The organism is Vibrio sp. KUL70 (assembly GCF_059725515.1).
This window is the reverse complement of record NZ_AP045834.1, coordinates 1591095-1613318: the sequence shown is the minus strand read 5'-3', so window position 1 is coordinate 1613318 and position 22224 is coordinate 1591095. Positions and strand designations below refer to the sequence as shown.

The 22224-nt window shown below is 43.7% G+C and carries 19 protein-coding genes; 5 read left to right on the top strand and 14 right to left on the bottom strand.

Annotated features, from left to right (window positions below; all coding sequences use genetic code 11):
* Window positions 1–5: 5 nt before the first annotated feature.
* Window positions 6–1199 carry a class I SAM-dependent methyltransferase gene (locus tag AC6I7V_RS07055; RefSeq protein ID WP_498010536.1) on the bottom strand — a complete coding sequence of 398 codons (1194 nt, stop codon included), beginning with the start codon at window positions 1197–1199 and terminating at the stop codon, window positions 6–8.
* A gap of 128 nt (window positions 1200–1327) precedes the next feature.
* Window positions 1328–2731 (bottom strand): methyl-accepting chemotaxis protein, encoded by a 1404-nt coding sequence (locus AC6I7V_RS07050; protein WP_255231823.1) that lies wholly within the window; start codon window positions 2729–2731, stop codon window positions 1328–1330.
* A gap of 88 nt (window positions 2732–2819) precedes the next feature.
* Here AC6I7V_RS07050 and yccX point away from each other — a divergent pair, with 88 nt between their 5' ends.
* Window positions 2820–3107 (top strand): acylphosphatase, encoded by a 288-nt coding sequence (yccX, locus tag AC6I7V_RS07045; protein ID WP_255230681.1) that lies wholly within the window; start codon window positions 2820–2822, stop codon window positions 3105–3107.
* A 51-nt stretch (window positions 3108–3158) separates the two neighbouring features.
* Here yccX and AC6I7V_RS07040 read toward each other — a convergent pair whose 3' ends face one another.
* The 6 genes from AC6I7V_RS07040 to AC6I7V_RS07015 form a co-directional block, all read right to left on the bottom strand.
* Window positions 3159–3488, bottom strand: coding sequence for a TusE/DsrC/DsvC family sulfur relay protein (locus tag AC6I7V_RS07040; protein WP_255230682.1), 330 nt, complete (start codon window positions 3486–3488; stop codon window positions 3159–3161).
* A gap of 137 nt (window positions 3489–3625) precedes the next feature.
* Window positions 3626–4291: a Bax inhibitor-1/YccA family protein gene (locus AC6I7V_RS07035; RefSeq protein WP_150872326.1), complete on the bottom strand. Its 666-nt coding sequence runs from the start codon at window positions 4289–4291 to the stop codon at window positions 3626–3628.
* A 222-nt stretch (window positions 4292–4513) separates the two neighbouring features.
* On the bottom strand, window positions 4514–5278 hold the full coding sequence (locus AC6I7V_RS07030; protein ID WP_498010535.1) for an amino acid ABC transporter ATP-binding protein: 765 nt from the start codon (window positions 5276–5278) through the stop codon (window positions 4514–4516).
* 22 nt (window positions 5279–5300) lie between these two features.
* The gene (locus tag AC6I7V_RS07025) at window positions 5301–6398 is read right to left on the bottom strand and encodes an amino acid ABC transporter permease (protein WP_255230684.1); all 1098 of its coding nucleotides are present in this window, start codon (window positions 6396–6398) and stop codon (window positions 5301–5303) included.
* A gap of 1 nt (window position 6399) precedes the next feature.
* Window positions 6400–7605: an amino acid ABC transporter permease gene (locus tag AC6I7V_RS07020; RefSeq protein ID WP_255230685.1), complete on the bottom strand. Its 1206-nt coding sequence runs from the start codon at window positions 7603–7605 to the stop codon at window positions 6400–6402.
* 148 nt (window positions 7606–7753) lie between these two features.
* Entirely contained in the window at window positions 7754–8782 is a 1029-nt protein-coding gene (locus AC6I7V_RS07015; RefSeq protein ID WP_150872329.1) for an amino acid ABC transporter substrate-binding protein, read from the bottom strand.
* Window positions 8783–9271: 489 nt separating this feature from the next.
* Between AC6I7V_RS07015 and AC6I7V_RS07010 the strand changes: the two genes are divergently transcribed.
* A complete protein-coding gene (locus tag AC6I7V_RS07010) occupies window positions 9272–10210 on the top strand; it encodes a precorrin-2 dehydrogenase/sirohydrochlorin ferrochelatase family protein (RefSeq protein ID WP_255230686.1) in 939 nt (312 codons plus the stop codon).
* 92 nt (window positions 10211–10302) lie between these two features.
* Here AC6I7V_RS07010 and AC6I7V_RS07005 read toward each other — a convergent pair whose 3' ends face one another.
* Window positions 10303–10785, bottom strand: coding sequence for a YajQ family cyclic di-GMP-binding protein (locus AC6I7V_RS07005; RefSeq protein WP_255230687.1), 483 nt, complete (start codon window positions 10783–10785; stop codon window positions 10303–10305).
* Window positions 10786–10795: 10 nt separating this feature from the next.
* Window positions 10796–11854 carry a 3-deoxy-7-phosphoheptulonate synthase gene (locus tag AC6I7V_RS07000; protein ID WP_255230688.1) on the bottom strand — a complete coding sequence of 353 codons (1059 nt, stop codon included), beginning with the start codon at window positions 11852–11854 and terminating at the stop codon, window positions 10796–10798.
* Window positions 11855–12118: 264 nt separating this feature from the next.
* Between AC6I7V_RS07000 and AC6I7V_RS06995 the strand changes: the two genes are divergently transcribed.
* Window positions 12119–12598, top strand: coding sequence for a PaaI family thioesterase (locus AC6I7V_RS06995; protein ID WP_255230689.1), 480 nt, complete (start codon window positions 12119–12121; stop codon window positions 12596–12598).
* Window positions 12599–12663: 65 nt separating this feature from the next.
* Here the strand turns inward: AC6I7V_RS06995 and AC6I7V_RS06990 are convergent, their stop codons facing one another.
* The gene (locus tag AC6I7V_RS06990) at window positions 12664–14034 is read right to left on the bottom strand and encodes a hypothetical protein (protein WP_498010534.1); all 1371 of its coding nucleotides are present in this window, start codon (window positions 14032–14034) and stop codon (window positions 12664–12666) included.
* 97 nt (window positions 14035–14131) lie between these two features.
* Between AC6I7V_RS06990 and AC6I7V_RS06985 the strand changes: the two genes are divergently transcribed.
* Together AC6I7V_RS06985 and AC6I7V_RS06980 are read left to right on the top strand one after the other, a co-directional pair.
* A complete protein-coding gene (locus AC6I7V_RS06985; protein ID WP_498011658.1) occupies window positions 14132–14971 on the top strand; it encodes a CvfB family protein in 840 nt (279 codons plus the stop codon).
* 197 nt (window positions 14972–15168) lie between these two features.
* Window positions 15169–16362: an ISL3 family transposase gene (locus AC6I7V_RS06980; RefSeq protein WP_255229689.1), complete on the top strand. Its 1194-nt coding sequence runs from the start codon at window positions 15169–15171 to the stop codon at window positions 16360–16362.
* Window positions 16363–16661: 299 nt separating this feature from the next.
* Here the strand turns inward: AC6I7V_RS06980 and rsmF are convergent, their stop codons facing one another.
* From rsmF to AC6I7V_RS06965, 3 genes are all read right to left on the bottom strand, one after another.
* A complete protein-coding gene (rsmF, locus tag AC6I7V_RS06975) occupies window positions 16662–18083 on the bottom strand; it encodes a 16S rRNA (cytosine(1407)-C(5))-methyltransferase RsmF (RefSeq protein WP_261881553.1) in 1422 nt (473 codons plus the stop codon).
* Between the two features lie 145 nt (window positions 18084–18228).
* On the bottom strand, window positions 18229–20886 hold the full coding sequence (locus AC6I7V_RS06970; RefSeq protein ID WP_498010533.1) for an MlaD family protein: 2658 nt from the start codon (window positions 20884–20886) through the stop codon (window positions 18229–18231).
* Window positions 20873–22156: a PqiA/YebS family transporter subunit gene (locus AC6I7V_RS06965; protein ID WP_498010532.1), complete on the bottom strand. Its 1284-nt coding sequence runs from the start codon at window positions 22154–22156 to the stop codon at window positions 20873–20875. The genes AC6I7V_RS06970 and AC6I7V_RS06965 overlap by 14 nt, the downstream gene beginning before the upstream one ends.
* Window positions 22157–22224 lie beyond the last annotated feature (68 nt).

Here is a 22224-nt window from a genome sequence, read left to right as displayed (position 1 = left end):
AAGGACTAAAGAACCTTACACGCAAAACCTTTTAGGTAAAAACCTTCAGGGTAAGCTGTGTCTGTCAGATGGTCTGCAGCTTGCTCAAAACGCTCGACAAATTTAACTGTGCGACCAGCATCGATTGAAGCATCGGCAATGATCTTTTGGAACAGGTCGGTGCCCATTAAGCCGGAACACGAGTAAGTAAGCAGCGTGCCACCTGGTTTAAGTACCTGCATTGCTAGCATGTTTACATCTTTGTAGCCGTTCGCACCTGATGTTAGGTTGTTTTTACTAGAAACGAACTTTGGTGGGTCCATGATCACAACATCGAACTTGGTGCCTTGGTCACGGTATTCACGAAGAAGCTTAAATACGTCTGCATTTAAGAACACCGCGCGTTTTTTTGAAATATCGAATTCGTTTAATTCTGCGTTGTGCTTAGCAGTGTCTAGTGCAAGCTGTGAAACGTCAGCATTGATAACACGCTTTGCTTCGCCTTTGAGTGCGTATAGACCAAAGCCACCAGTGTAAGAGAAGCAGTTCAAGACTTCTTTGTCTTTTACATACTTCATTGACTCTTTACGGCTATCACGTTGGTCTAGATAGAAACCTGTCTTGTGGCCTTCAACGATATTTACGCTGATTTTTACGCCGTTCTCTTCGATGACAACAGATTTAGGTGGCTCTTCACCGTGAAGAACGCCGACAGTTTGTTCTAGTCCCTCTTTCTTACGCACTGCAACATCCGATCGCTCGTATACGTTGCAGTCAGGGAAACACTCCACTAGAGCTTCTACAAGAGCAGACTTATGATACTCCGCACCAGCACTTAGCAGTTGGCATACTAGGAAGTTCTGATATTTGTCGATAGTGATACCAGGTAAACCATCAGATTCAGCAGCGATTAAACGGTAGCCAGTAAGACCATCACGAACAATGATCTCTTCGCGAAGCATTTGTGCGTCTTTGATGCGTTTAACAAAGAATGCCTTATTGATATCTTCTTTTTCAAACGTCCAAACACGAGCTCGAATTTGGGAAGCAGGGGAGTAGGCTGCTTTTGCTAGCCATTGACCGTTGCTTGCAAAAACGTCGACCGTTTCACCGAGTTGTGGCTCACCCGTTACTTTATCAATGCCACGAGAGAATACCCATGGGTGTTTGCGGCGTAGCGATTTATCACGGCCTTTTGCTAGTTGAATCGATGGAGTCATAGTTTACTCTGATTGTTTGAATTCGAAGGAGGTGTATTGTCAGGGAAGCGTTAGGCAAAATCAAACGCCAAAGACGTTAGATATAAAAAAGGGCCACAAAAGCGGCCCTAATCATCGGAATTACTACTTTAAGCTTTGAGGCCTGTTAGTAGACCTTCCATTGAATCGCTTTGTTGACGAAGTTGGTCAACGTTCGCGTTACTCTTGCTAATCATGTCGCAGATGTTGTTTGACTGGTTGCGAATCTCTTCAACACTCTGTGCAATGTTGTCAGCAACTACGCCTTGCTCTTCTGCAGCCGTAGCTATTTGAGTGCTACTATCTGAAATAGATTGGTTCTTTTCTGCTAATGAACCAATTTCAACGTTAACTTCAGACATCAGTGTTTGACCTTCGTTCGCGTTATTAACAGTGACTTCCATTAACTTGGTAAGCGATTGGCTGTTACGTTGTAGCGCTTCAATCATGGTTTGGATCTCAACCGTTGCTTGCTGTGTACGGCCAGCTAGGGCGCGAACCTCGTCTGCAACGACAGCAAAGCCACGGCCTTGCTCTCCAGCACGAGCCGCTTCAATCGCCGCGTTCAATGCAAGCAGGTTTGTTTGCTCTGAAATTGCATTGATGGTCGTTACCACTTCATCGATTTGCGCTGCGTTTGCATCGAGCTCTTCAACGGCTTGTGAGGCAGACTGAATCTCTTGAGAAAGGTTAGAAATCGATGCAAGCGTATTCGACACTTTGTGCTGACCACTTTCAGCGACACCATGAGCGTCCATTGTTTGAGAACTTGATTCATGTGCTAGGTTAGCAACTTCGCGTATGGTTGAAGCCATCTCTTCAGTTGCGCTTGCAAGACTGTTTAAGTGCTCTTGCTGAACGCCTGAAATATTTGAGCTTTGCTGAGTTGATTGGTTTAGATCTGAGCTGATTTGCTGCATCAAAGCGACAGACTCTTGAATTGAAAGCACCATCTTTTGCTCACGTTCTGCTACCTTATCAATAGTGATAGCAATTTCACTGAACTCATCGCGCACTAAGAAGTAGTTCATACGCCCTGTTAGATCGCCTTCCGCGAGTGTATTAAGTGCTTTATTCACGGAGAACATCGCACCGCCAATAAAGGTCATGATGTAGTAAACACCTAGAGCGATTAGAGTGAGGGTGATGCCGATGATAGTGATTTGAGTTGTCGAAAGTGAGGACCATAGGTTTTGGTCGTGTGTCGCTACTAAACTGAATGCGCCATTCATAACAGACACCGCGCCTTCACCAAAACCCAAAGAGATGGTGTCTGATTGGCTGACAAGCTGAGCTACTTGGTCACGAGACAGTTGACCTGCTTCAATAAGGCCTTTCATTAACATCAATTCATCTTGATAAAGATGGACCAAAAGTGCGTCCGCAGCGCTATCCAAGACTAGAGTTAAGATAACAAGAGCCAGTACAGGGAGTAGAAAAAGAAGGTAGAATTTCTCTTGGATTTTCAGATGGATAAGATATTTGTCAATCCAGCGAAAGGGGATTTCTTTCATATTAATAATGCTCAAATAATTCCACCCTGCTAGGGCGGATGAATAGATTTATCAACTATATCACTCAAGTAAATTATGAGGCAATGTTATGGATCGTTCCCATCGTATATTTCTGGTAACAGGTCATGTCCAATGTGTTGGCTTTAGATATTCAACACGAATAAGAGCAATGGACTTAGGGCTAACTGGCTATGCAAAGAACCTAGACAATGGTGACGTAGAGGTTCTCGCTGTTGGTAACAGTGCTAATATAGAAAAGTTGCATATCTGGCTCTATCAAGGTCCGGACACTGCGAGGGTAGAACGGGTAGTGGAGAAAGATGCTGCTGGCACAAAGGTTGATGACACCAACAGCAGATACTTTCAAGTTCTTTAAAGCATGAAATTGTTATTCAACGTAATTGCTTTGAATTGTTAGCCAAACGCTCTATAGGCATTTTGCTGGTTTAGGCAGACCCGCTAGCTTAGTTGCTTGCTTTGCCGGCCCCTTTTTAAATAGCTTAAACAGGTATTTACTGTTCCCTTTTTCAGGGCCATGAGCTTTCTCCATCGCTTTTACAAGCATACGGACAGCAGGAGATGTATTGAACTCCTCATAGAAATCACGCACGAAATGAATGACTTCTAGGTGGGCTTCAGTAAGCTCAATACCTTCGTCATCGGCTAGGATCTCAATCATACCTTCTTCCCATTGGGTGTGGTCTAAAAGATAGCCTTGAGCGTCGGTTTCGATTTGTTTTCCGTTGTATTCAAACATGTTTAATCCAGATTCATACCAATCAGCTGCGTAGGGTACATTACTCAGCGATGTTTCCCAACAAATAATAACGAATAGAAAACAAAAAGCCCAAGACGAATCTTGGGCTCTGTAGGATTAATAAGTTGACGACAGTATTAATCGTCGTTACCCATAATACCTAGAATGCTAAGTAGGCTGATGAAGATGTTGTAGATAGATACATATAGCGTCACTGTCGCTGAAATGTAGTTAGTCTCACCGCCACGGATAATACCTTGAGTTGTCATCAAGATAGCCATTGTGGAGAACACAATAAATAGGCTGCTAAGCGCTAGGTGTAGAATTGTTGATTGGATGAAAAAGCTTGCAATCATACCAACAACTAGAACTACGAATAGTGACAGCATTAGGCCGCCCATCATGGATAGATCGCGCTTAGTGGTTAATGCATAAGCTGAAGCTGCCATAAATGATAGCGCAGTACCGCCAAGAGCAGTCAGAACCACGTCACCCATGCCAGCACCGATGTACGCGTTAAGAAGAGGGCCGATGGTGTAGCCTAGGAAGCCAGTGAATAGGAATGTAAACACGAGACCCATGCTGTTATCACGGTTCTTCTCTGTTAGGAAAAGTAGACCATAGAAACCAACCAGCATGATGATTAGGCCAGGACGAGGCAGGTTCATCGCCATTGAAATGCCTGCCACAACAGCAGACCAAAGTAGTGTCATTGAAAGTAGCGCGTAGGTGTTACGCAGCACTTTATTGGTTTGCAGAGCGCTCTCTTGAGAAGCTGTGCGAGAAAACATAGGGCTGTTCATAATCTTCCTCGTAAGGTGATATCAATAGTTGTTAGTACATTTATGGGGCTGAAAGTTCGAAAAATCAAGCCTTTCATTCAATTTGTTTACTTAAAATGATAATCAAAATAGAGAGTTAAGTATTTTTCAAGGTGTAACATAATGTTAACTACTTCATGGGGTGTTACTTCATAAAGTAAAAAGGGCAGCAAAAATAGCTGCCCTGTTAGGTAGATAAGGATTCTAATGGTGTAGAATCTGACTCAAGAAGTTTTGAGTTCGATCGGACTGCGGATTTTCGAAGAAGTCAACAGGATTGTTTTCTTCGATGATTTCGCCGGCATCCATAAAGATCACTCGGTCGGCTACCTCTTTCGCAAAGCCCATTTCGTGCGTTACACAAAGCATGGTCATGCCTTCTTCCGCCAATTCAACCATAACGTCTAGAACCTCACGAACCATCTCTGGGTCGAGTGCTGACGTGGGTTCATCGAACAACATGACTTGTGGGTTCATACATAGAGAGCGTGCAATCGCTACACGTTGCTGCTGACCACCAGAGAGCTGACCTGGGAACTTATCCGCTTGCTCTGGTATTTTTACACGTTTTAGGTATTTCATTGCGATTGCTTCAGCTTCTTCCTTCGGCATTTTCTTTACCCAAATGGGGGCTAGGGTGCAGTTTTCTAATACCGTAAGGTGAGGGAACAGGTTGAAGTGCTGAAAACACATGCCTACGTCTTTACGTACGGCTTCAATGTTTTTTAGGTCTTCAGTCAGCTCATTACCTGAAACAAAGATGTGTCCTTTTTGGTGCTCTTCTAATCGGTTGATACAGCGAATCATCGTTGATTTACCCGACCCAGAAGGGCCACAGATTACGATTTTCTCGCCTTTCTTAACTTCTAGATTGATGTTCTTAAGAACGTGGAACTCTCCGTACCACTTGTTCATATCTTTCAGTTCAATCATCAATTCTTGAGATTCGTTGTTTTGTTGTTGCGTCATAATACGTCCTTGATCTCTTTAACTATCGTTTGTGACCGGTGTGAAGTCTGTTTTCTAGCCATATCGAGTATCTCGACATACCAAAACAGAACACCCAGAACACTAACGCGACAAATACATAACTTTCTGTTGCAAAGCCTAACCACTCAGGGTCGGTATTAGCAGCTTGACCGATACCCAGTACATCGAACATGCCGATGATGAGAACCAGACTGGTATCTTTAAACAGGCCGATAAAGGTGTTTACGATAGATGGAATCGTAATCTTTAGAGCTTGAGGAAGAATGATAAGTCCCATTTTCTTCCAGTAAGTTAAGCCAAGCGCATCTGCGGCCTCATATTGACCTTTAGGGATCGCTTGTAAGCCACCACGAATAACCTCTGCCATGTAAGCTGCACTGAACAGCACCACGCCGACTAGTGCACGAAGCAGTTTGTCTGTTTCTGAACCCGCAGACAAGAACAGTGGAAGCATTACAGATGCCATGAACAGAACCGTAATCAGAGGTACACCACGCCAGATTTCGATATATACAGTACAGATGCTGCGAATAATCGGCATTTCCGAGCGTCGCCCAAGTGCAAGTGCGACACCTATAGGAAGTGACACCACAATACCAACGAGTGCGATGATTAGTGTAACGAGTAATCCGCCCCATTTGTGTGTCTCTACAACCTCAAGACCAAATACACCGCCATACAAGAGACCTGCGATGATGAATGGGTAGATATTAACGAAAAATAGCCAGATCCACGTACGCTTCGGAGTTCCTTCATAGGCTAATAAGCCAACGAAGACAGCAAGCGTAAAGTAGAATAGGCGAGGGCGCCACAGTTCAGCTTCAGGATAGAAGCCGTACATAAACTGCTCCCAACGTACACTGATGAATACCCAGCACGCACCATCGCTAGTACAAGCGTCACGTGTCGTCCCTACCCAGTCTGCGTTTAGGATACCCCAGTCAAAAACTGTCCAAATTAATGAGAATGCAAAATAACCTAGAATTACAGTTACCACACTATTCACAGGACCGTTAAATAGGTTTTTTCGAAGCCAACCTACAACACCGACCGTATTCGCTGGAGGTGGTAAATCAGGCTGAAATTGATGTGTGCTCATTTTATCTCTCCACCAATGCAACTTTACGGTTATAGATATTCATTAACGCAGAGGTTAATAAGCTCAATGTAAGGTAAACGGCCATCGTCATCGCGATAATCTCAATCGCTTGACCTGTTTGGTTCAGCGTTGTACCTGCGAATACAGAAACCAAATCGGGATAACCAATCGCCATTGCTAGTGATGAGTTTTTAGTTAGGTTTAAGTATTGGCTTGTTAGCGGTGGGATAATAATTCTCAACGCTTGCGGAATGATGACCAGCTTTAAAGTACGAGAACGTGGTAAACCGAGAGACATTGCTGCTTCAGTTTGTCCATGACTTACCGCGTTAATACCTGAACGAACGATCTCAGCAATAAATGATGCCGTATAGATACTTAATGCAAGCATAAGAGCTGCAAGTTCTGGGATAATGCTAATACCGCCTTTAAAGTTAAAACCTTTAAGCGCTGGATACTCCGCTGAAATTGGCATACCCATGATGAAGTAAACAATGATTGGTAGAACAACAATTAAACCAAGAGCAATACGACCCATAGGTGTCTGTTGACCGGTTAAACGTTGTTTATTCTTAGCCCAAATATTAATGATGATGGTTGCAACGATGCCCGCGATGAAAGCGGCAATAACGATATTACTTCCTGCCTCAAAAATAGGCGCAGGGAAGTAAAGACCTCGAACATTAAGGAAGATAGCTTCACCAAGACTTAAGCTTTGGCGAGCAGATGGTAGCGCTTGTAGAACCGCGAAGTACCAAAAGAAAATTTGGAGTAAAAGAGGAACATTACGGAAAATTTCGATATAAACCGCAGCAAGTCGGCTAACTAGCCAGTTTGACGATAGACGTGCAATACCCATAGTAAAACCAAGAACTGTCGCTAGAATGATACCTAGAACAGAAACGAGTGCGGTATTGAGTAGGCCAACGATGAACGTTCGACCATAAGAGAAGGTTTCGTCATATTCGACGAGTGTTAAACCGATGCCAAAGCCAGCTTCTTGGCTAAGAAAATCGAAACCGGTAGCGATGCCGCGTGCATCCAAGTTCGTCAACGCATTGTTGACAATGGTATAGAAGAAAGCGGCGAGAGCACCAAGAGCGATGATCTGAAAGACGACCGATCTGAAAGTTGGGTTATAAAGAAGGTTTGCGCTTTTCGCTTGGGGCTTTTCCTGGGAAGGAATAGAAGTGTTATTAGGTTTCATACTGCAATAACCTCAAATCCATTTAACAGTTAGGGCGGAAATCCGCCCTAATTTCGTGTTACTCAGTTGTAAATTCAGCGACTCTAGGTCAATCACTATATGTAGGATTGGTCAGAAGCCGCTGTGTAAAGTAATCACGTAGTGGCTATTAACGGATTGGTGGAGCGTACATAAAGCCGCCCGCATTCCATAGCGCGTTTACACCACGAGAGATCTGAAGAGGAGAACCTGTACCTACAGTACGCTCGAAACTCTCGCCATAGTTACCCACTTGCTTGATAACTTGGTAGCCCCAGTCATCACGGATACCTAGGCCTTTACCTTTAGGTCCATCAACACCAAGGATACGCTTGATGTTTGGATCTTTAGATTTCAGCATTTCATCTGCATTTTTAGATGTAATGCCGTACTCTTCTGCGTTGACCATTGCAGACAGTGTCCATTTAGCAACGTTGAACCATTTGTCGTCATCTTGACGAACTACTGGACCTAGAGGTTCTTTAGAGATGATCTCTGGAAGTACTTCAGCAGACTTAGGATCGGCTAGGTTCAAACGAAGTGCGTAAAGACCAGATTGGTCTGTTGTCAGAACGTCACAACGACCTGCGTCGAAACCTTTAGAAGTTTGTGCAGCCGTGTCAAATACCACTGGCTTATAAGACATACCGTTGTTACGGAAATAATCAGCAAGGTTAAGCTCTGTTGTCGTACCAGATTGAACACATACAGAAGCGCCATCTAGCTCTTTAGCACTTGTTAGGCCAAGATCTTTCTTAACCATAAAGCCTTGACCATCGTAGTAGTTAACGCCTACGAAGTTTAGACCTAGAGCAGTGTCACGGTGCAGTGTCCATGTCGTGTTACGTGATAGAACATCGATTTCACCCGATTGTAGAGCGGTAAAACGCTCTTTAGCTGTTAGAGGTACGTATTTAACTTTAGTCTTATCACCGAGTACAGCCGCTGCAAGAGCTTGACAATACTCAACATCAATTCCTTCCCATTCACCTTTTGAGTTAGGGTTAGAGAACCCTGGAAGACCTGTACTTACACCACAAGTTAGAAAGCCTTGAGATGTGACTTTGTCCAGAGTGCTTTCTGCCGCTGATGCAGATGTTGCCATCATTGCAGTTGATGCAGCTACTACTGAAGCAAGAAGTGTTAGTTTATTTGTCATTTGTATCCTTCCTTGTTAAATCAAGTGACACCTGATAAACGTGCTCGATTTGTGTTGTGCTTGCTGTGTTGCTTGTTTTTGTTACCTTTAAGCGCAGTGTTCAAATCAGTATTTGCATTTCGCAAATAATATTGTGTGCGATTTGAACCACTGTTTATAAGGTTAGGAAAGGATTTGCGGTTTCTCAAATGTATAATTTAAAAAGATTTTTGAGTGAAATCACAAATCCGGACACATTTAGAATGACCAAATGTTACGTGAATGTAAATAGTGCAAGGGTTCACACTGTTGGTGCAACGAGATTTAGGTTTTTAATTTATCAATAGCCTAGGCAAATATGTTGTTTATCTAATTTTCTGTCGAAACATTAAACTTAAGAAAATCGTAAATTTGGTGAAATATTATTTTAATTATGCAAATGCACCTAGGATTATGCCCCAAATTTGGTAGCATGCATGAATAGTTATTAAAGAGGTCTCAAGGAAGAAAATGCGTTACTTTCCAATGTTTTTAGACATCGAAAACAAACCGATTTTGGTTGTAGGTGGTGGTGAAGTAGCTTGTCGAAAAGTCGATAGTTTGCTTCGAGCCGGAGGCGATGTAACCCTTATATCACCGAAGGTTGAACCTTATTTGCAGCAGTTGGTAGATGAAAATAAATTGCACTGGGTGCAAAATTTTTATTCGTCTCAAATGCTGTCGAGTCGTTACTTGCAAGTATGGGCAACCACTGATAACCCGGAGTTAAATCACCAGGTGCATAGTGATGCAAAAAAAATGGGTATTTTGGTAAATGTGGTTGATGATCAGCCATATTGTGACTTTATAACCCCTTCGATGATCAACCGAGGAAGAATTCAGATAGCGATTTCTAGTGGTGGCGCTTCACCGGTTTTAGTTCGTAATATTCGCGAAAAGTTTGAGAGCCTGTTGCCGCAGAATTTGGGTCTACTCGCCGATTTTGGTGCGTCAAAACGTAACTCAATCAAGGAGACCTTTCCAACGGTAGATGAACGTCGTAAGTTTTGGGAACGCTTTTTATCTTCATCACGTATAGAAGCTATTAAAGATCGTGAAGAGCTTGAAGCTTTCTACCAAGAGTCCTTAAAAGAAGAAGTAGACTCACAAGGGCAAGTGACCTGGATCGAGTTTGACTCAGACGTCGAGCTACTCTCTATTAAAGCTTTACGTCTTATGCAGGAAGCGGAGCTTGTTTTACACCCAGCTGAATGCCCATTCGAATACGTGGATCTGTGTCGTCGTGACGCTGAGCGTGAGCAGTTTAAAGACAGTGGTGAGCTCTCCACAAAATTAATGAAGGCCCGCAACGAAAACTTGCGAGTGTGTGTGTTTGTATCGCCAAATAGCGTTGAATTTAACTTGCTGATTGGTAGTGATATCAAATTAGCTTCAGGGCGTAGCCTTTGAGTTTCATGACTTGACTGAAATAACAGTCATTTAAATACAAAAAGCCTCAATGCGATTCAACATTGAGGCTTTCTTTATATGGCTCGTAAAGATTAGTCGCGGAAGTTATCGAACTGGAATGGTTGACCTAGCTCACCATTGCGAACTAGCGCCATAACAGCTTGAAGATCGTCACGCTTCTTACCTGTCACGCGAACTTTCTCACCTTGGATAGCAGCCTGAACCTTAATCTTGTTGTCTTTAATCAGCTTGACGATTTTCTTAGCAACAGTGGTTTCAATTCCTTGCTTGAAAATAACGTTTTGGTGCCAGTATTTACCAGATTGATCGGGTTTCTGAGATTCCATTGCTGAGACATCAATGCCACGTTTCGTCAAGTTGCCACGAAGGATGTCTCGAAGCTGGTTTAGTTGAAAATCGTGCTCTGCAGACAGTTTTACAGTCTCATCTTTGAATTCGAAGCTTGCTTCAACACCACGGAAGTCGAAACGTGTCGCAAGTTCACGGTTTGCATTGTCGACCGCGTGGCGCAGCTCAACGGTTTCGATTTCAGAAATAATATCAAATGAAGGCATGGTTAATTCCTTAAGCTAAGTTTCTATCTTTAATGGCAGTTGCAAGCAGTTCAAGCATGATCGCAGTATCGTCCCAGCTTAGGCATGGATCTGTGATTGACTTACCATACTCTAAGTTGTTGAGGTCTTTCATCGACTGATTGCCTTCTTCAATGAAGCTTTCAGCCATGATACCTGCGATTTGATTCTTACCGGATTTGATCTGCTCACAGATGTTTTTTGCAACATCAAGTTGTTTGCGGTGTTGTTTCTGACAGTTAGCGTGGCTAAAGTCGACAACAAGACGTTGAGGCAGGTCGAATTCAGCCAGTTGCTGGCAAGCTTGATCAACCGACTCTGCATCGAAGTTAGGGCCTTTATCGCCACCACGTAAAATAACGTGGCCGTACGGGTTACCAGAAGTGCGGTAAACAGTCATACGACCATTTTTATCTGGAGAATAGAAGTAGTGAGAAGCTTGTGAAGCACGAATAGCGTCGATAGCGATTTTGATGTTGCCGTTAGTTGCATTCTTAAAGCCAACAGGGCAAGACAGAGCAGACGCCATCTCACGGTGGATTTGTGATTCTGTAGTACGAGCGCCGATTGCGCCCCAAGTAATGAGGTCGGCAATGTACTGGCCAGTAATCATATCTAAGAACTCAGTCGCCGTCGCTAAACCCAGCTTATTGATATCAAGCAGAAGTTTGCGTGCTTTGTTAAGACCTGCTTCCAGAGCGTAAGAACCATCTAGGTTTGGATCGGTAATCAGACCTTTCCAACCTACAACAGTACGTGGTTTCTCGAAGTAAGTTCTCATTACGACGAACAGTTCGTCTTTGTATTGCTCTTGAATTTTGCTGAGTCGTTCAGCGTAATCCAAAGCAGCATCAGTATCGTGCACAGAACAAGGGCCAACGATGACCAGTAGACGGTTGTCTCGTCCAGTGAGGATGTCTTCGATTTGGCGGCGAGAGTTTGCAATGCGCTCAGCAACGTCGTCAGTGATTGGGTGTGCGTTGCCTAATTCGGCAGGAGTTGGCATTGGCCCAAGTGCTTGGGTTCTCAACTCATCAGTTTTTAATGGCATGTGATAGCTTTTTATTCTATTGCGAAGCAGTAAAGATAACGGAATTAAACGGAGGAATAAACTCCCTTAGGTCAAAGTTAGCTCGGATATTGGCAATATTCTTAGATTTATCAGTTTGCTTGGGGCGTGCGTCAAGGTGAGGTTCATTGAAACGAGTTGAATGACTGGATGTGTAAGGCTATCTCTCTTTTTCGTAACATTTTTTTGACATTCAAACGTGCGTTAGGTTAACTGGTCTGACAACTCACAAGCTAGGACGCAGCAATGTTATCACCGCTTCAGAAAGCAAACCTTTATCTCAACATGTTTGGCTTTTTTAAAGTGCCCTTGATTTGGTTATGTCGACCAAAACTGTTGGCGCTAGATGATACTCATGTAGAAGTCAAAATCCCTCTAAAAAGAAGAACTAAAAATCATCTCAATAGCATGTATTTTGGTGTGCTCGCGGTAGGGGCTGACGTAGCTGGCGGTTTCCTTGCAATGAGCAAGTCTCAGCAACAGGGTGAAAAGATCTCATTGGCTTTTAAGGGAGTGAGTGGCCAGTTTTTAAAGAGACCGGAAGGCGATGTGCATTTCATATGCCGCGACGGGGCTCTGATTAATGATATGTTGGCAGAGACGATGAAAACAGGAGAGAGGGTAAACCAGCCTGTTTCGATTGTCGCGACATGTCCAACACTACACGGTGATGAGCCGATGGCTGAGTTTACCTTAACGCTTTCGATCAAAAAGGTCAGCCGCTAAGCTGACCCTCATATAATCCTAACTCTCTGTATCGCCTTACTTTAAGCAACCGATTCACGCAAAAGTTAGACTTGTGTGATCTCTTCAATATCCACGATTTTCGAACGGTTCATAACGATTTTCCAACGATAGTAAGTTGGTTCACCATCATGATTGTTCTCTTTGATAATCAAATTAAGCAGATGGCGCTTCTCGACTGATTCTCGACTGACTTGACCATCATTCAAACGGTAGACTTTATTTGAACCTTTATCCATCAAACGGGTTAACGCTCTTAAGCTGATGGACAGCGTCTCGCGAGTCTCTTCGTAACCACTCATAAAAGTGGAGGTCGACATTTCTGTATGCGAACGATAATGAAGGATTTGTTCTTCGCGTTGCACTACGCGCTTTTTGCGTATTGCTTGAATGCGATCTGCTAGCTTTGAATAGCTAGTGTAATCTAACCACTCTAATTTGTGCCCAACGACCTTCTTCGTTGTCGGATCGAGATAACGGCGTTTCCACTTTGGTTTACCTTTACGAATCCAACGCCAAAGGATATCACGCAGGTCATCTTTAAATATTTCACGTAACGCGTAGATGAATGACATAGCGACAATAAAAGAAGCGGTAATCTCACCGAGAAAATCACGAGCCAAGATAACGGTCGTAGTTACGAACACCATCACAAGACCTGTTGCGATCCCTTTAACTGCACGTTTCACATTGTTACCCATAGATACTGCTTTTTCTTGAAGGACGATAGGGTGTTCAATTAGACGGCGTAACAAGCGCATTTTATTACTCAAACGAGTGACGTCGTCGCGAACTTTCGTCGAGTTGTATCTATTGAGCTTACGGTGAGCGGTCTCTTTTTCACATAAAGCGATCAAGCGTTCTTTAATCGTCGAGTACTCACTACCTCTGGGCATATGAGAAATCAGTGACAAGAATTTCTGCTCGGTATACCAAGATAGGTAGTTATCGATATTGGCATAGTAGCGCTTTAAGTTCTCTTCATAAGGAATGCTTCGACGAAGCTTTTTAAGGATATCCAGCGCTAGCTCAATCACTTCGTCTACTTCATCTGAAGTGACCGTGTCACTATCGTTTTTATGCAAGCTATCATTTTTATTTAAGCTCGACACCGCTTTATCTAAAGCAATCACATATTGATAAGCAAATAAGCTTAGGCTGACACGGTATTGAGTAGTAGAGAGGCGTCCTCGCTTTGCAAGGCGACTGTGCACGAGAGGCAGTAGTGTTTTATCACTGTAATAAGCCCGTTTTTGAGTGATGGAACTGTAGAAAAATGCGCTCTCAGAGAGAACTTCTTGCGTTAGGCCGAGCTCACCGGGAACAAAGAGATACACATCCATGTCGAGTTTTTTTGTCTTGGCCATTGCATGGTTTATTTTTAGTGTAATCGCGTCTTGTTTATCAACGGTGATCAACGAAAGTTCCTCCAGTGTAAAAATATGAATGAAGTTAGCGAAAGCATAACAGAGATCACGTATAATCTCTGACAAATTTAATGTAGAGACAATTTTGATGATTAATATTGGTCAAATAAACAGCTTAGAAGTGGTAAAACAGGCAGATTTCGGTGTATTCCTTGACGCAAGCGACTATGGAACCGTGTTGCTACCAAAGAAATTTACTCCTGAAGGCGTTGAAATTGGTCAAAAATTAGATGTTCTGCTTTACATCGATTCAGACAATCAAATTGCAGCAACGACAGAAACACCCATCGCACAAGTGGGTGAGTGGGGTCTAATGCAAGTCGAGGGTGTGAACAGCACGGGTGCATTCGTTAACTGGGGCATTAAAGGTAAAGACCTACTAGTACCATTTAGCGAACAGCGCGGCCGTCTGCATGAAGGTCAATCTATCCTTGTGTATGTTTATATTGATAAAGCGTCTAGTCGTATCGTAGGTACAACGAAATTCAACAAATTATTGGATAATACCCCAGCGAACTACAAGCGTAATCAGCAAGTAGACCTTATTATTGCTGAGCGTAGCCAATTGGGTTACAAAGCGATCGTCAACGGCGAGCACTGGGGTATGATTTTCCCGTCAGACGTTATCGGCAAGCTTTTCATTGGTAAAACATTGAAAGGTTACATCAAGAACATTCGTGAAGAAGACGGTAAGATTGACCTCTCTTTACAGAAAGTTGGTGTGGCGAAGATGGACGACTTGAGCGTTAAGATCCTAGATTTACTCGAGAAAAAAGGTGGTTTCTTGCCGCTGAATGATAAGTCTTCACCTGATGCTATCTTCTCTGCTTTCCGTACCAGTAAGGGTACATTTAAGAAAACGATCGGTGGGCTCTACAAAGCAGGTAAAATCTCGATTGATAAAGAAGGCATCACCTTAGTTAAGTAAAGAACTATATTGCGCCTCAGTCCGCGTCTGTAGAGGAGCTTTTTATGAGCTCCTTTTTTCTTTCATCACTCTTTTGTAGTGGATATTGGAAACGAAAAAAAAGGTTCATCGCGGATTAGCGGGAACTTAAAACAAAAACGGTAGTAAGTGATATGGTTTAGTCGCCAAACAAAAATCATACACAAACTACCGTTTCCATGCCGAATCATACTTTCCTATCTTCATTCTGGGAAGGCTTTCAAATAGTAAAGTCTCACCAGACAGCAACACTTATTACCCTTACTCTTAAACCTAACTCTGAAGCTAAATGCCTCTGTGGTCTTGAAGCCGAAGCTATCCATGAGTATCAATGGCGTCATGTAAAGGATGCCATGTTACTCGGTGTTCCAGTTGAACTTTCCGTTCAAACTCGAAGGATTAAGTGTCGCGACTGCGGCATAAAAACAGAGTCTCTATCTTGGTTAGAGCCTTATGCTCGCATAACGAAGCGCCTAAAAAGCTATATAGAACAACTATTACCTCTTCTCCCTATTAAGCATATCTCCCAGTTAACGAGCGTTCATTGGCACACAATTAAAGAGATAGATAAACGCCGGCTTAGACAAGTTGTACCGTCAATAAAATGGGAAGATCTAAGGCAACTCGTCATGGACGAGTTCGCCATCTTTAAAGGACATCGATATGCCACGGTCATCGCTGATGCTAAAACTCACCAAGTCATTTGGATAGGATTAGGTCGTAGCCGCAAAGACATACGACCGTTCTTCGAGCAATTAGGCGAGCATGGGATAAATATCGAAGCCGTCGCGATGGACATGAATACGGCTTTCGATCTTGAAGTTCAAGCGCACTGTCCGAACGCAAAAATCGTTTACGACTTATTCCATGTTGTCGCTAAGTTCGGTCGCGAGGTGATGGATAGAGTTAGAGTCGACCAAGCTAACAAACTTAAGCAAGACAAAAAAGCGAGGCAATGGGTGAAGCGTTCACGCTGGGTACTGCTGAAAAATAGAGGCAACTTAAATACACGCCAAGAAAGCTATCTTAGTGAAATATTGAATATCAATAAGGACTTAATGACCACATATATACTCGGAGCACAACTCAAAGAGCTTTGGTATTGTGAATCAGAAGGGCACGCTAAGGGGCTCTGGGACGCGTGGTGGGAACAAGTGCAAGAGAGTGGGATCAAGCCATTAAAAGAGTTCGCACGAAAACTCAGACCATATCTTCACGGGGTTATCGCATCGGCAAGTTATCCGTTAAATACCTGCACGCTTGAAGGGATAAACAACAAGATAAAGCTAATCAAGCGAATGGGATATGGTTATCGAGATACTGACTACTTCTTCTTGAAGATAAAAGCGGCTTTCCCCGGAAAGCCGCGATGAACCAAAAAAAAGCCCAAACGTTCCTGTCCGGGCTTAGGGGAAAGGGCTCCAAGGAGCCGACGCTTACAGCGCTATTTATCTGTCTGATAGGTCAAGTTTAGACGATTTTTGGTAAATATCGATTAATTGCCTTTAAAAGCAAATATATTTATTAATAATTTTGATATTAATGAAACTGATTGTTATGCAATTTGGTGTGCAATAATTCATCTGGTATCGAAGAGATAGAAAATAGAAAAGCCCGATAACACAGCAATCACTGGTGTGTTATCGGGCATTTTATTGTTTGAAAGGTAAGCCTAAAACAAGTTCTTGTCTCGGACTAACTCACGAGGTAGGCCATTTTTAATTCGATTGCCGACCCATTTCCCAAGCCCGATAATCGCACCTTCAAATTTAACTAAAACTTCGCCTTTTCCTGATAGGCTGTCAGGGCGCACGTCACGCCCCATAAACCACTCTCGAGCATCCTCGATCGTCAACTCAACAATTTTTGACTCACTTCCTGTCGCTAAGGACGTCGCGACTTGATGTTGCCAACGATATCCTTTCTTATGAGTTTCGGCGATCTTGATGCCCATACGCGAGAAACGTAGCTCACCAATCATTGGCTCAAGCGCCGCAGGGAATAGCCAAACATCTTTATCTCGAAGCCAAACTTGCGCATCTTTGGGTAGATAAATATCTAAAGCGGTATTTAAGTGAGTTTCAACTTCCTGGTGTACTTTGTTTGATGCCTTTTCAAATGGGAATTTACCCATTCGCTTTTTAACTTTCGGTGGTGTAACTGAAGCGACCTTACGTATACGAGCGACGAAGAAACCCTCTGAATCATAAACTTGCGGGAAGATATGCAGGAATCCTTCTTCAGTTAAGGTCGCTTTTGCATCTTCGAATAAACCTTCCAGAGATTCAAACTCAACGGCATCACCAAACGTCTCTTTCAAATGGTGACAAACTTGTTGGTTCTCTTCTGTGCTCAGTGTACAAGTTGAATAAACGAGAACACCATCAGTCTTTAATGCGTGGAAAGCGCTCTCAATCAGATCTTTTTGCGTATTCGCGATATCAACAACTGAATCGTAAGTCCAGTTTTTCATCGCGTCTGCATCTTTACGAACGGTGCCTTCGCCTGAACATGGAGCATCAAGCAGAACAGCGTCAAATGTCTCTGGTAGCCAGCCACCAAAAACACGTCCGTCAAAGTTACTCAGTGCCGCATTGCGAACACCGCAACGCTCAATGTTAGCGTGTAGGACTTTTACACGGCTTGCTGCGTATTCATTGGCAACCAAGACACCCTCATTATTCATCAGAGCGGCGATTTGAGTCGTTTTAGAGCCTGGTGCCGCTGCAGTATCAAGGACTGAATCGTATTTTTCATTGCCAAAAAATAGTGCGGACGGAGGCATCATTGAGCTGGCTTCTTGGATGTAGAATAGACCAGACATGTGCTCAGACGTGTTTCCAAGTGGGACAACACTCTCGTCTGCAGTGATCCAAAAACCAGTATCGCACCACGGTACAGCTTCCAATTCCCAACCTTTGTCTTTTGCTCGTACGAGGAAGTCATCGACACTGATCTTAAGTGTATTAACGCGAATACTTTTGCGCAGTGGTTTTTGGCAAGACTCGATAAATGAAGCCATGTCTAGATGACTAGGCATAAAGGTTTCGATGTGAGTAAGAAATTCATCTGGAATATAGACGTTAGCGTGCAAGGGGAAATCTCAGCTTTGACATGAATACCACAAGTTTAAAGCAAAAAGGTTGAGCGCTAAACCACAATTGAGCTAGATAGCAAAAATGCAGCACATTGGCTGCATTTACGTTTAATTATTGTTCTATCTAGTGCCTGTTTTAGAACTAAGGCTTGGGAATTGCGGTACGCCACATTTTCCACTCATCTTCCGCTTGTGGGTAAAGATAGAAAGATTGATCTTCGTCAGCTGGGGGCTGAAGTACATCTGTTGGCGGAGTAGCAAACGTGATTCCGCCTCGTAACAAGCTTTCCACCGTACCAGCTTTAATATTGGCGCCAGACAAACCGATAGAAACATCGACACCTGAGACGTTCCAGAACACACTATTTGCGCGTACCAGATAGGCGTACTCAGAATCGATACGAATCGTCGAGATGATACGGTCAGAAAATTCACCTAAGCGAACATCAATTACAGTACCTATCTCCAATTCGCGGAATAGAATAGGCGTGCCTTTCGTTACTGAGCCACGAGATTCACTCTGAAGTACGAACACTTTACCTTGAGAGGCCACAGGCGCGTCAGATAATACGAATTGATTCGTGTGTTTTCCCGAACCCGGCTCAACGTTGATGTGTTTAGACAACAGTGCTGAAACGTTTTTGATACCATTGAGTCCGATCTCAGGGCTTGCCAGCCAGAAATGACTATTCTGAACCGCCACTTTATCCACGTACTCCGGAAGAATTCGCGCTGTGATCTCAATACCTTTGCGATTAAAGTTAGGAACAACCAGCGTTACTTCACCAACCTTCACCCCTTGATATTTAATTGCCGTACCTTTAGTTACTTCAACATCGCCACCAGCGGTTAACTGGATCGCGCGTCCAAACTTACGAGCTGTTTTTGCATTGTCGTAAAGCTTCCAAGAAGCGCCAATTTTATTGTCTATTCCTGGTAAGGAGTCAAATGCGATACCACCTTGAATCAGTGTTTTTACTGGTGCTGCAGTAATATTGACCCCGGCAAGAGACGCATCCACTTCAACGCCTGAGCGATTCCAGAATACAGTTTGGTCGGTAATTAGGTGTGCATAACGGTTCTCAATCTTGGCTTTAATCTTCACGCCGCCATCAGATAGCTCGAAATCGGACACAGTGCCAACCTCAAGATTTCTATAAAGGATAGGGCTACCTTTCGAAATAGGAGGTAGCTCGTTTGCAAATAGAGTGATTGATTTCGAACCAGTGTGATCGAGTTTAGCCAACTCAGCTAATGACTTACTTTGGAACAGTTGATACGTCGGTTGTGCTTTGGCCTTTCCTTCGCTTACGAAGCTAATTGAGCCTGTTAATAACTGTTTAGCCGGTGGTACTGTGATGCTCAAACCAGACTCAGTGAGCTCCGCTGAGGCGCTGCCTGTCACAAAGAAACGGTTATTGCTTTTAATAAGATGGGCGTACTGGTTGTCGATTAAGGCATCCATGTAGACTTCGTGCTGCTCACTTCCGGAGCCAACGCTATCGACCAAACCCACTTCGATGATTGAGCCAACAGCAATACCTTTGTAGAGAATATTCGTTCCTACATCTAGACCAAATGAGTTGTTTGACTTCAGACGAATCGCTACAGATTTCTCTTGTTGTTGGTTGTATTCATGCTTACGGATAGCGGTAAATTGACGAGCTTTGTCACCTTCGCCCGGTACTAACGTTAAGAAGTTTCCTTTTACGAGGTTGCTGATGTTTTCAACACCGCTAAATGAGAGCTTGGCTTCTTCTAGAATGAATTTACTACCAGAATTGAGGAAGTCACTAAATGCGGGCTGTATTGCAGCTGAAGCGACCACGTGCTCACGTCCTTTACTCAATGATAGGTCGGTAATCTGGCCGATCTCTATCCCTCGGTACATGATTGGTGCACCCGTCGCGCTGATATTATTGTCGTCGGGAACGGAAATCTTGACTGAAATACCACGGCCTGCCGTTTTTAAATCTGGATACAGCTTGAACTTGGTATTCATTTCGACAGGTTGACCTTCTCCTGGTGAGTCAACCGCAATCGAACCACCTAGTAGGGCACTAAGACTCTCTAAACGTACGTCGACACCGGAAAAGCCAATGCTTGCACCTAAACCACTTACATTCCAAAAGCGGCTCTGGTCAGTGATGATATGACTGTATTCATCTTTAATCGCCGCTTGAATGGTAACGGATTTGCCACTCTCGTTAAGCTGATAGTTGTATACTTCGCCGATTGGGATTTTTCGGTAGACGATTTGTGAACCCACCGATACACCACCAAGGTCTTTTGCCGTTAGTTGAATGTTCAAACCTTCAGAAGCTAGCAAGTCAGAAGGGGAAGACTCTAACGCCCTGAAAACTGTTTCAGGTTCTTTCTCGGTCTCACTTGGGTGAATCGCAATATAGTTACCTGACACCAGAGCATCTAGACCAGAGATTCCAGAAAGACTCGCGGTCGGTTTTACTAACCAAAAACGAGTCCCTTTGCTGAGAAGCTTTTTCGCTTCAGGGTAGATGTCTGCATCAACATAGATACTTTCAAGATCTTCAGAGAGGGTGATGTCTCGCACCATACCGACTTCAAGGCCTTGATAACGAATGGTTGTACGACCCGCGACTAAGCCTGCCGCATCAGAGAAGTAGATCTGAACGCGCTGCCCTGCATCATGAATAGATTTCATCACCAACCAACCGGCGAGAGCGACGGTCAATATTGGAAGAATCCACAAAGGCGATATACCTTTGTTTTTTCTTATCTCAGGTGAGTACGACGTTTGTGATTGGTTATTGTTGTTCATTCACTGACCCATCATTAGAGGTGTGGTTATCCCAAATAAGCCTTGGATCTAAGCTATCAGCAGCGAGCATGGTAAGTACCACCACAATGCCAAAAGCCACAGCACCATATCCTGGTGTAAAATTCAGTATTTGACCGCGGTCAACCAGTGTCATCATGATTGAGATAACAAATAGATCCATCACAGACCATTTCCCAATCCACTTAACGACAAAATAGACCGTCATGCGCTGACGACGGTAGAGTGTCCTTTTTACTTGAATACAGATAAGAATGTAGGCAAGCCCAAGAATCTTTGCGACAGGCACTATGATGCTGGCAATAAAAATGATTGCTGCAATGCCGTACATCTCACTATTGATGAGTGAGGCAACACCGGAGATTATCGTGTCTTCAAGGCGTTGACCGTTGGTAATGAGTATCGAAATAGGAATCACGTTAGCGGGTATCACGGCAACAGCTGCGGCCAAAAGGAGACACCATGTCTTTTGAATGGAGTAAGGCTTGCGATGATAAAGCTGGTGGTGACAGCGCACGCAGCGCTCACCTTCTGGCTGAGAAAGGTGACAGTTGTGGCAGTGCACGCTTTTAGCTTCTGAAAATTCGAAGCTGGTTTCTTCTTTCCACGCTTCCCAATAACGGCGAACACTAATGCGGCTCACCAGCAGTACACTAAATAGTTGCAGAAGCAGCAAGCCGATAAGTCCTGGACCGACAAAAATGTCTGAATAGTCTTGTAGCTTAAAACAAGAGACCGCAACACTGACAAGGAATACATCGAGCATCATCCAGTGTTTGAGGGTTTGGATGATGGTGAGTGAATAACGAAATGGCCTAAACCATTTCATGTCCAACGATAGGTGAGCAATTAAAACTGAGGCGCACACAAGAAATGGTGCAATCGAACTACAAAATAGAATGAGCAGTCCGAGCAACGGGAAACCTTCTGCCATCAGTGTGAATACGCCAGAAGGAAGTGTCGCTGGGATCATCACGCCAATTAGACGAATACTGATGTAATCGAAAAAGTGCGATGGAATGAATAACAACAGGCAGGTAACCGCTATAGCTAGGTTACCCGACAAGCTAGGAGAGCCACCTCGATAAAGCTGAGTGCCACAGCGAGGACAATATGCTGACTTTCCAGTAGGGACGTTGGTTTTATCAACCGGCAACTCGCACCCTTGGCAAAGGCGCACATTTTGCGCCTTATTCTGATGCCTTTCAGGTATAGGAATTGATGGACTTGACGTTTTAGAAGTGGAGGCCATTTGACCTCCCAATGATGACTTGATTGTTGAGCAGATAAAACTGGTCGTGGTTCAAGGGGCGACTTCTA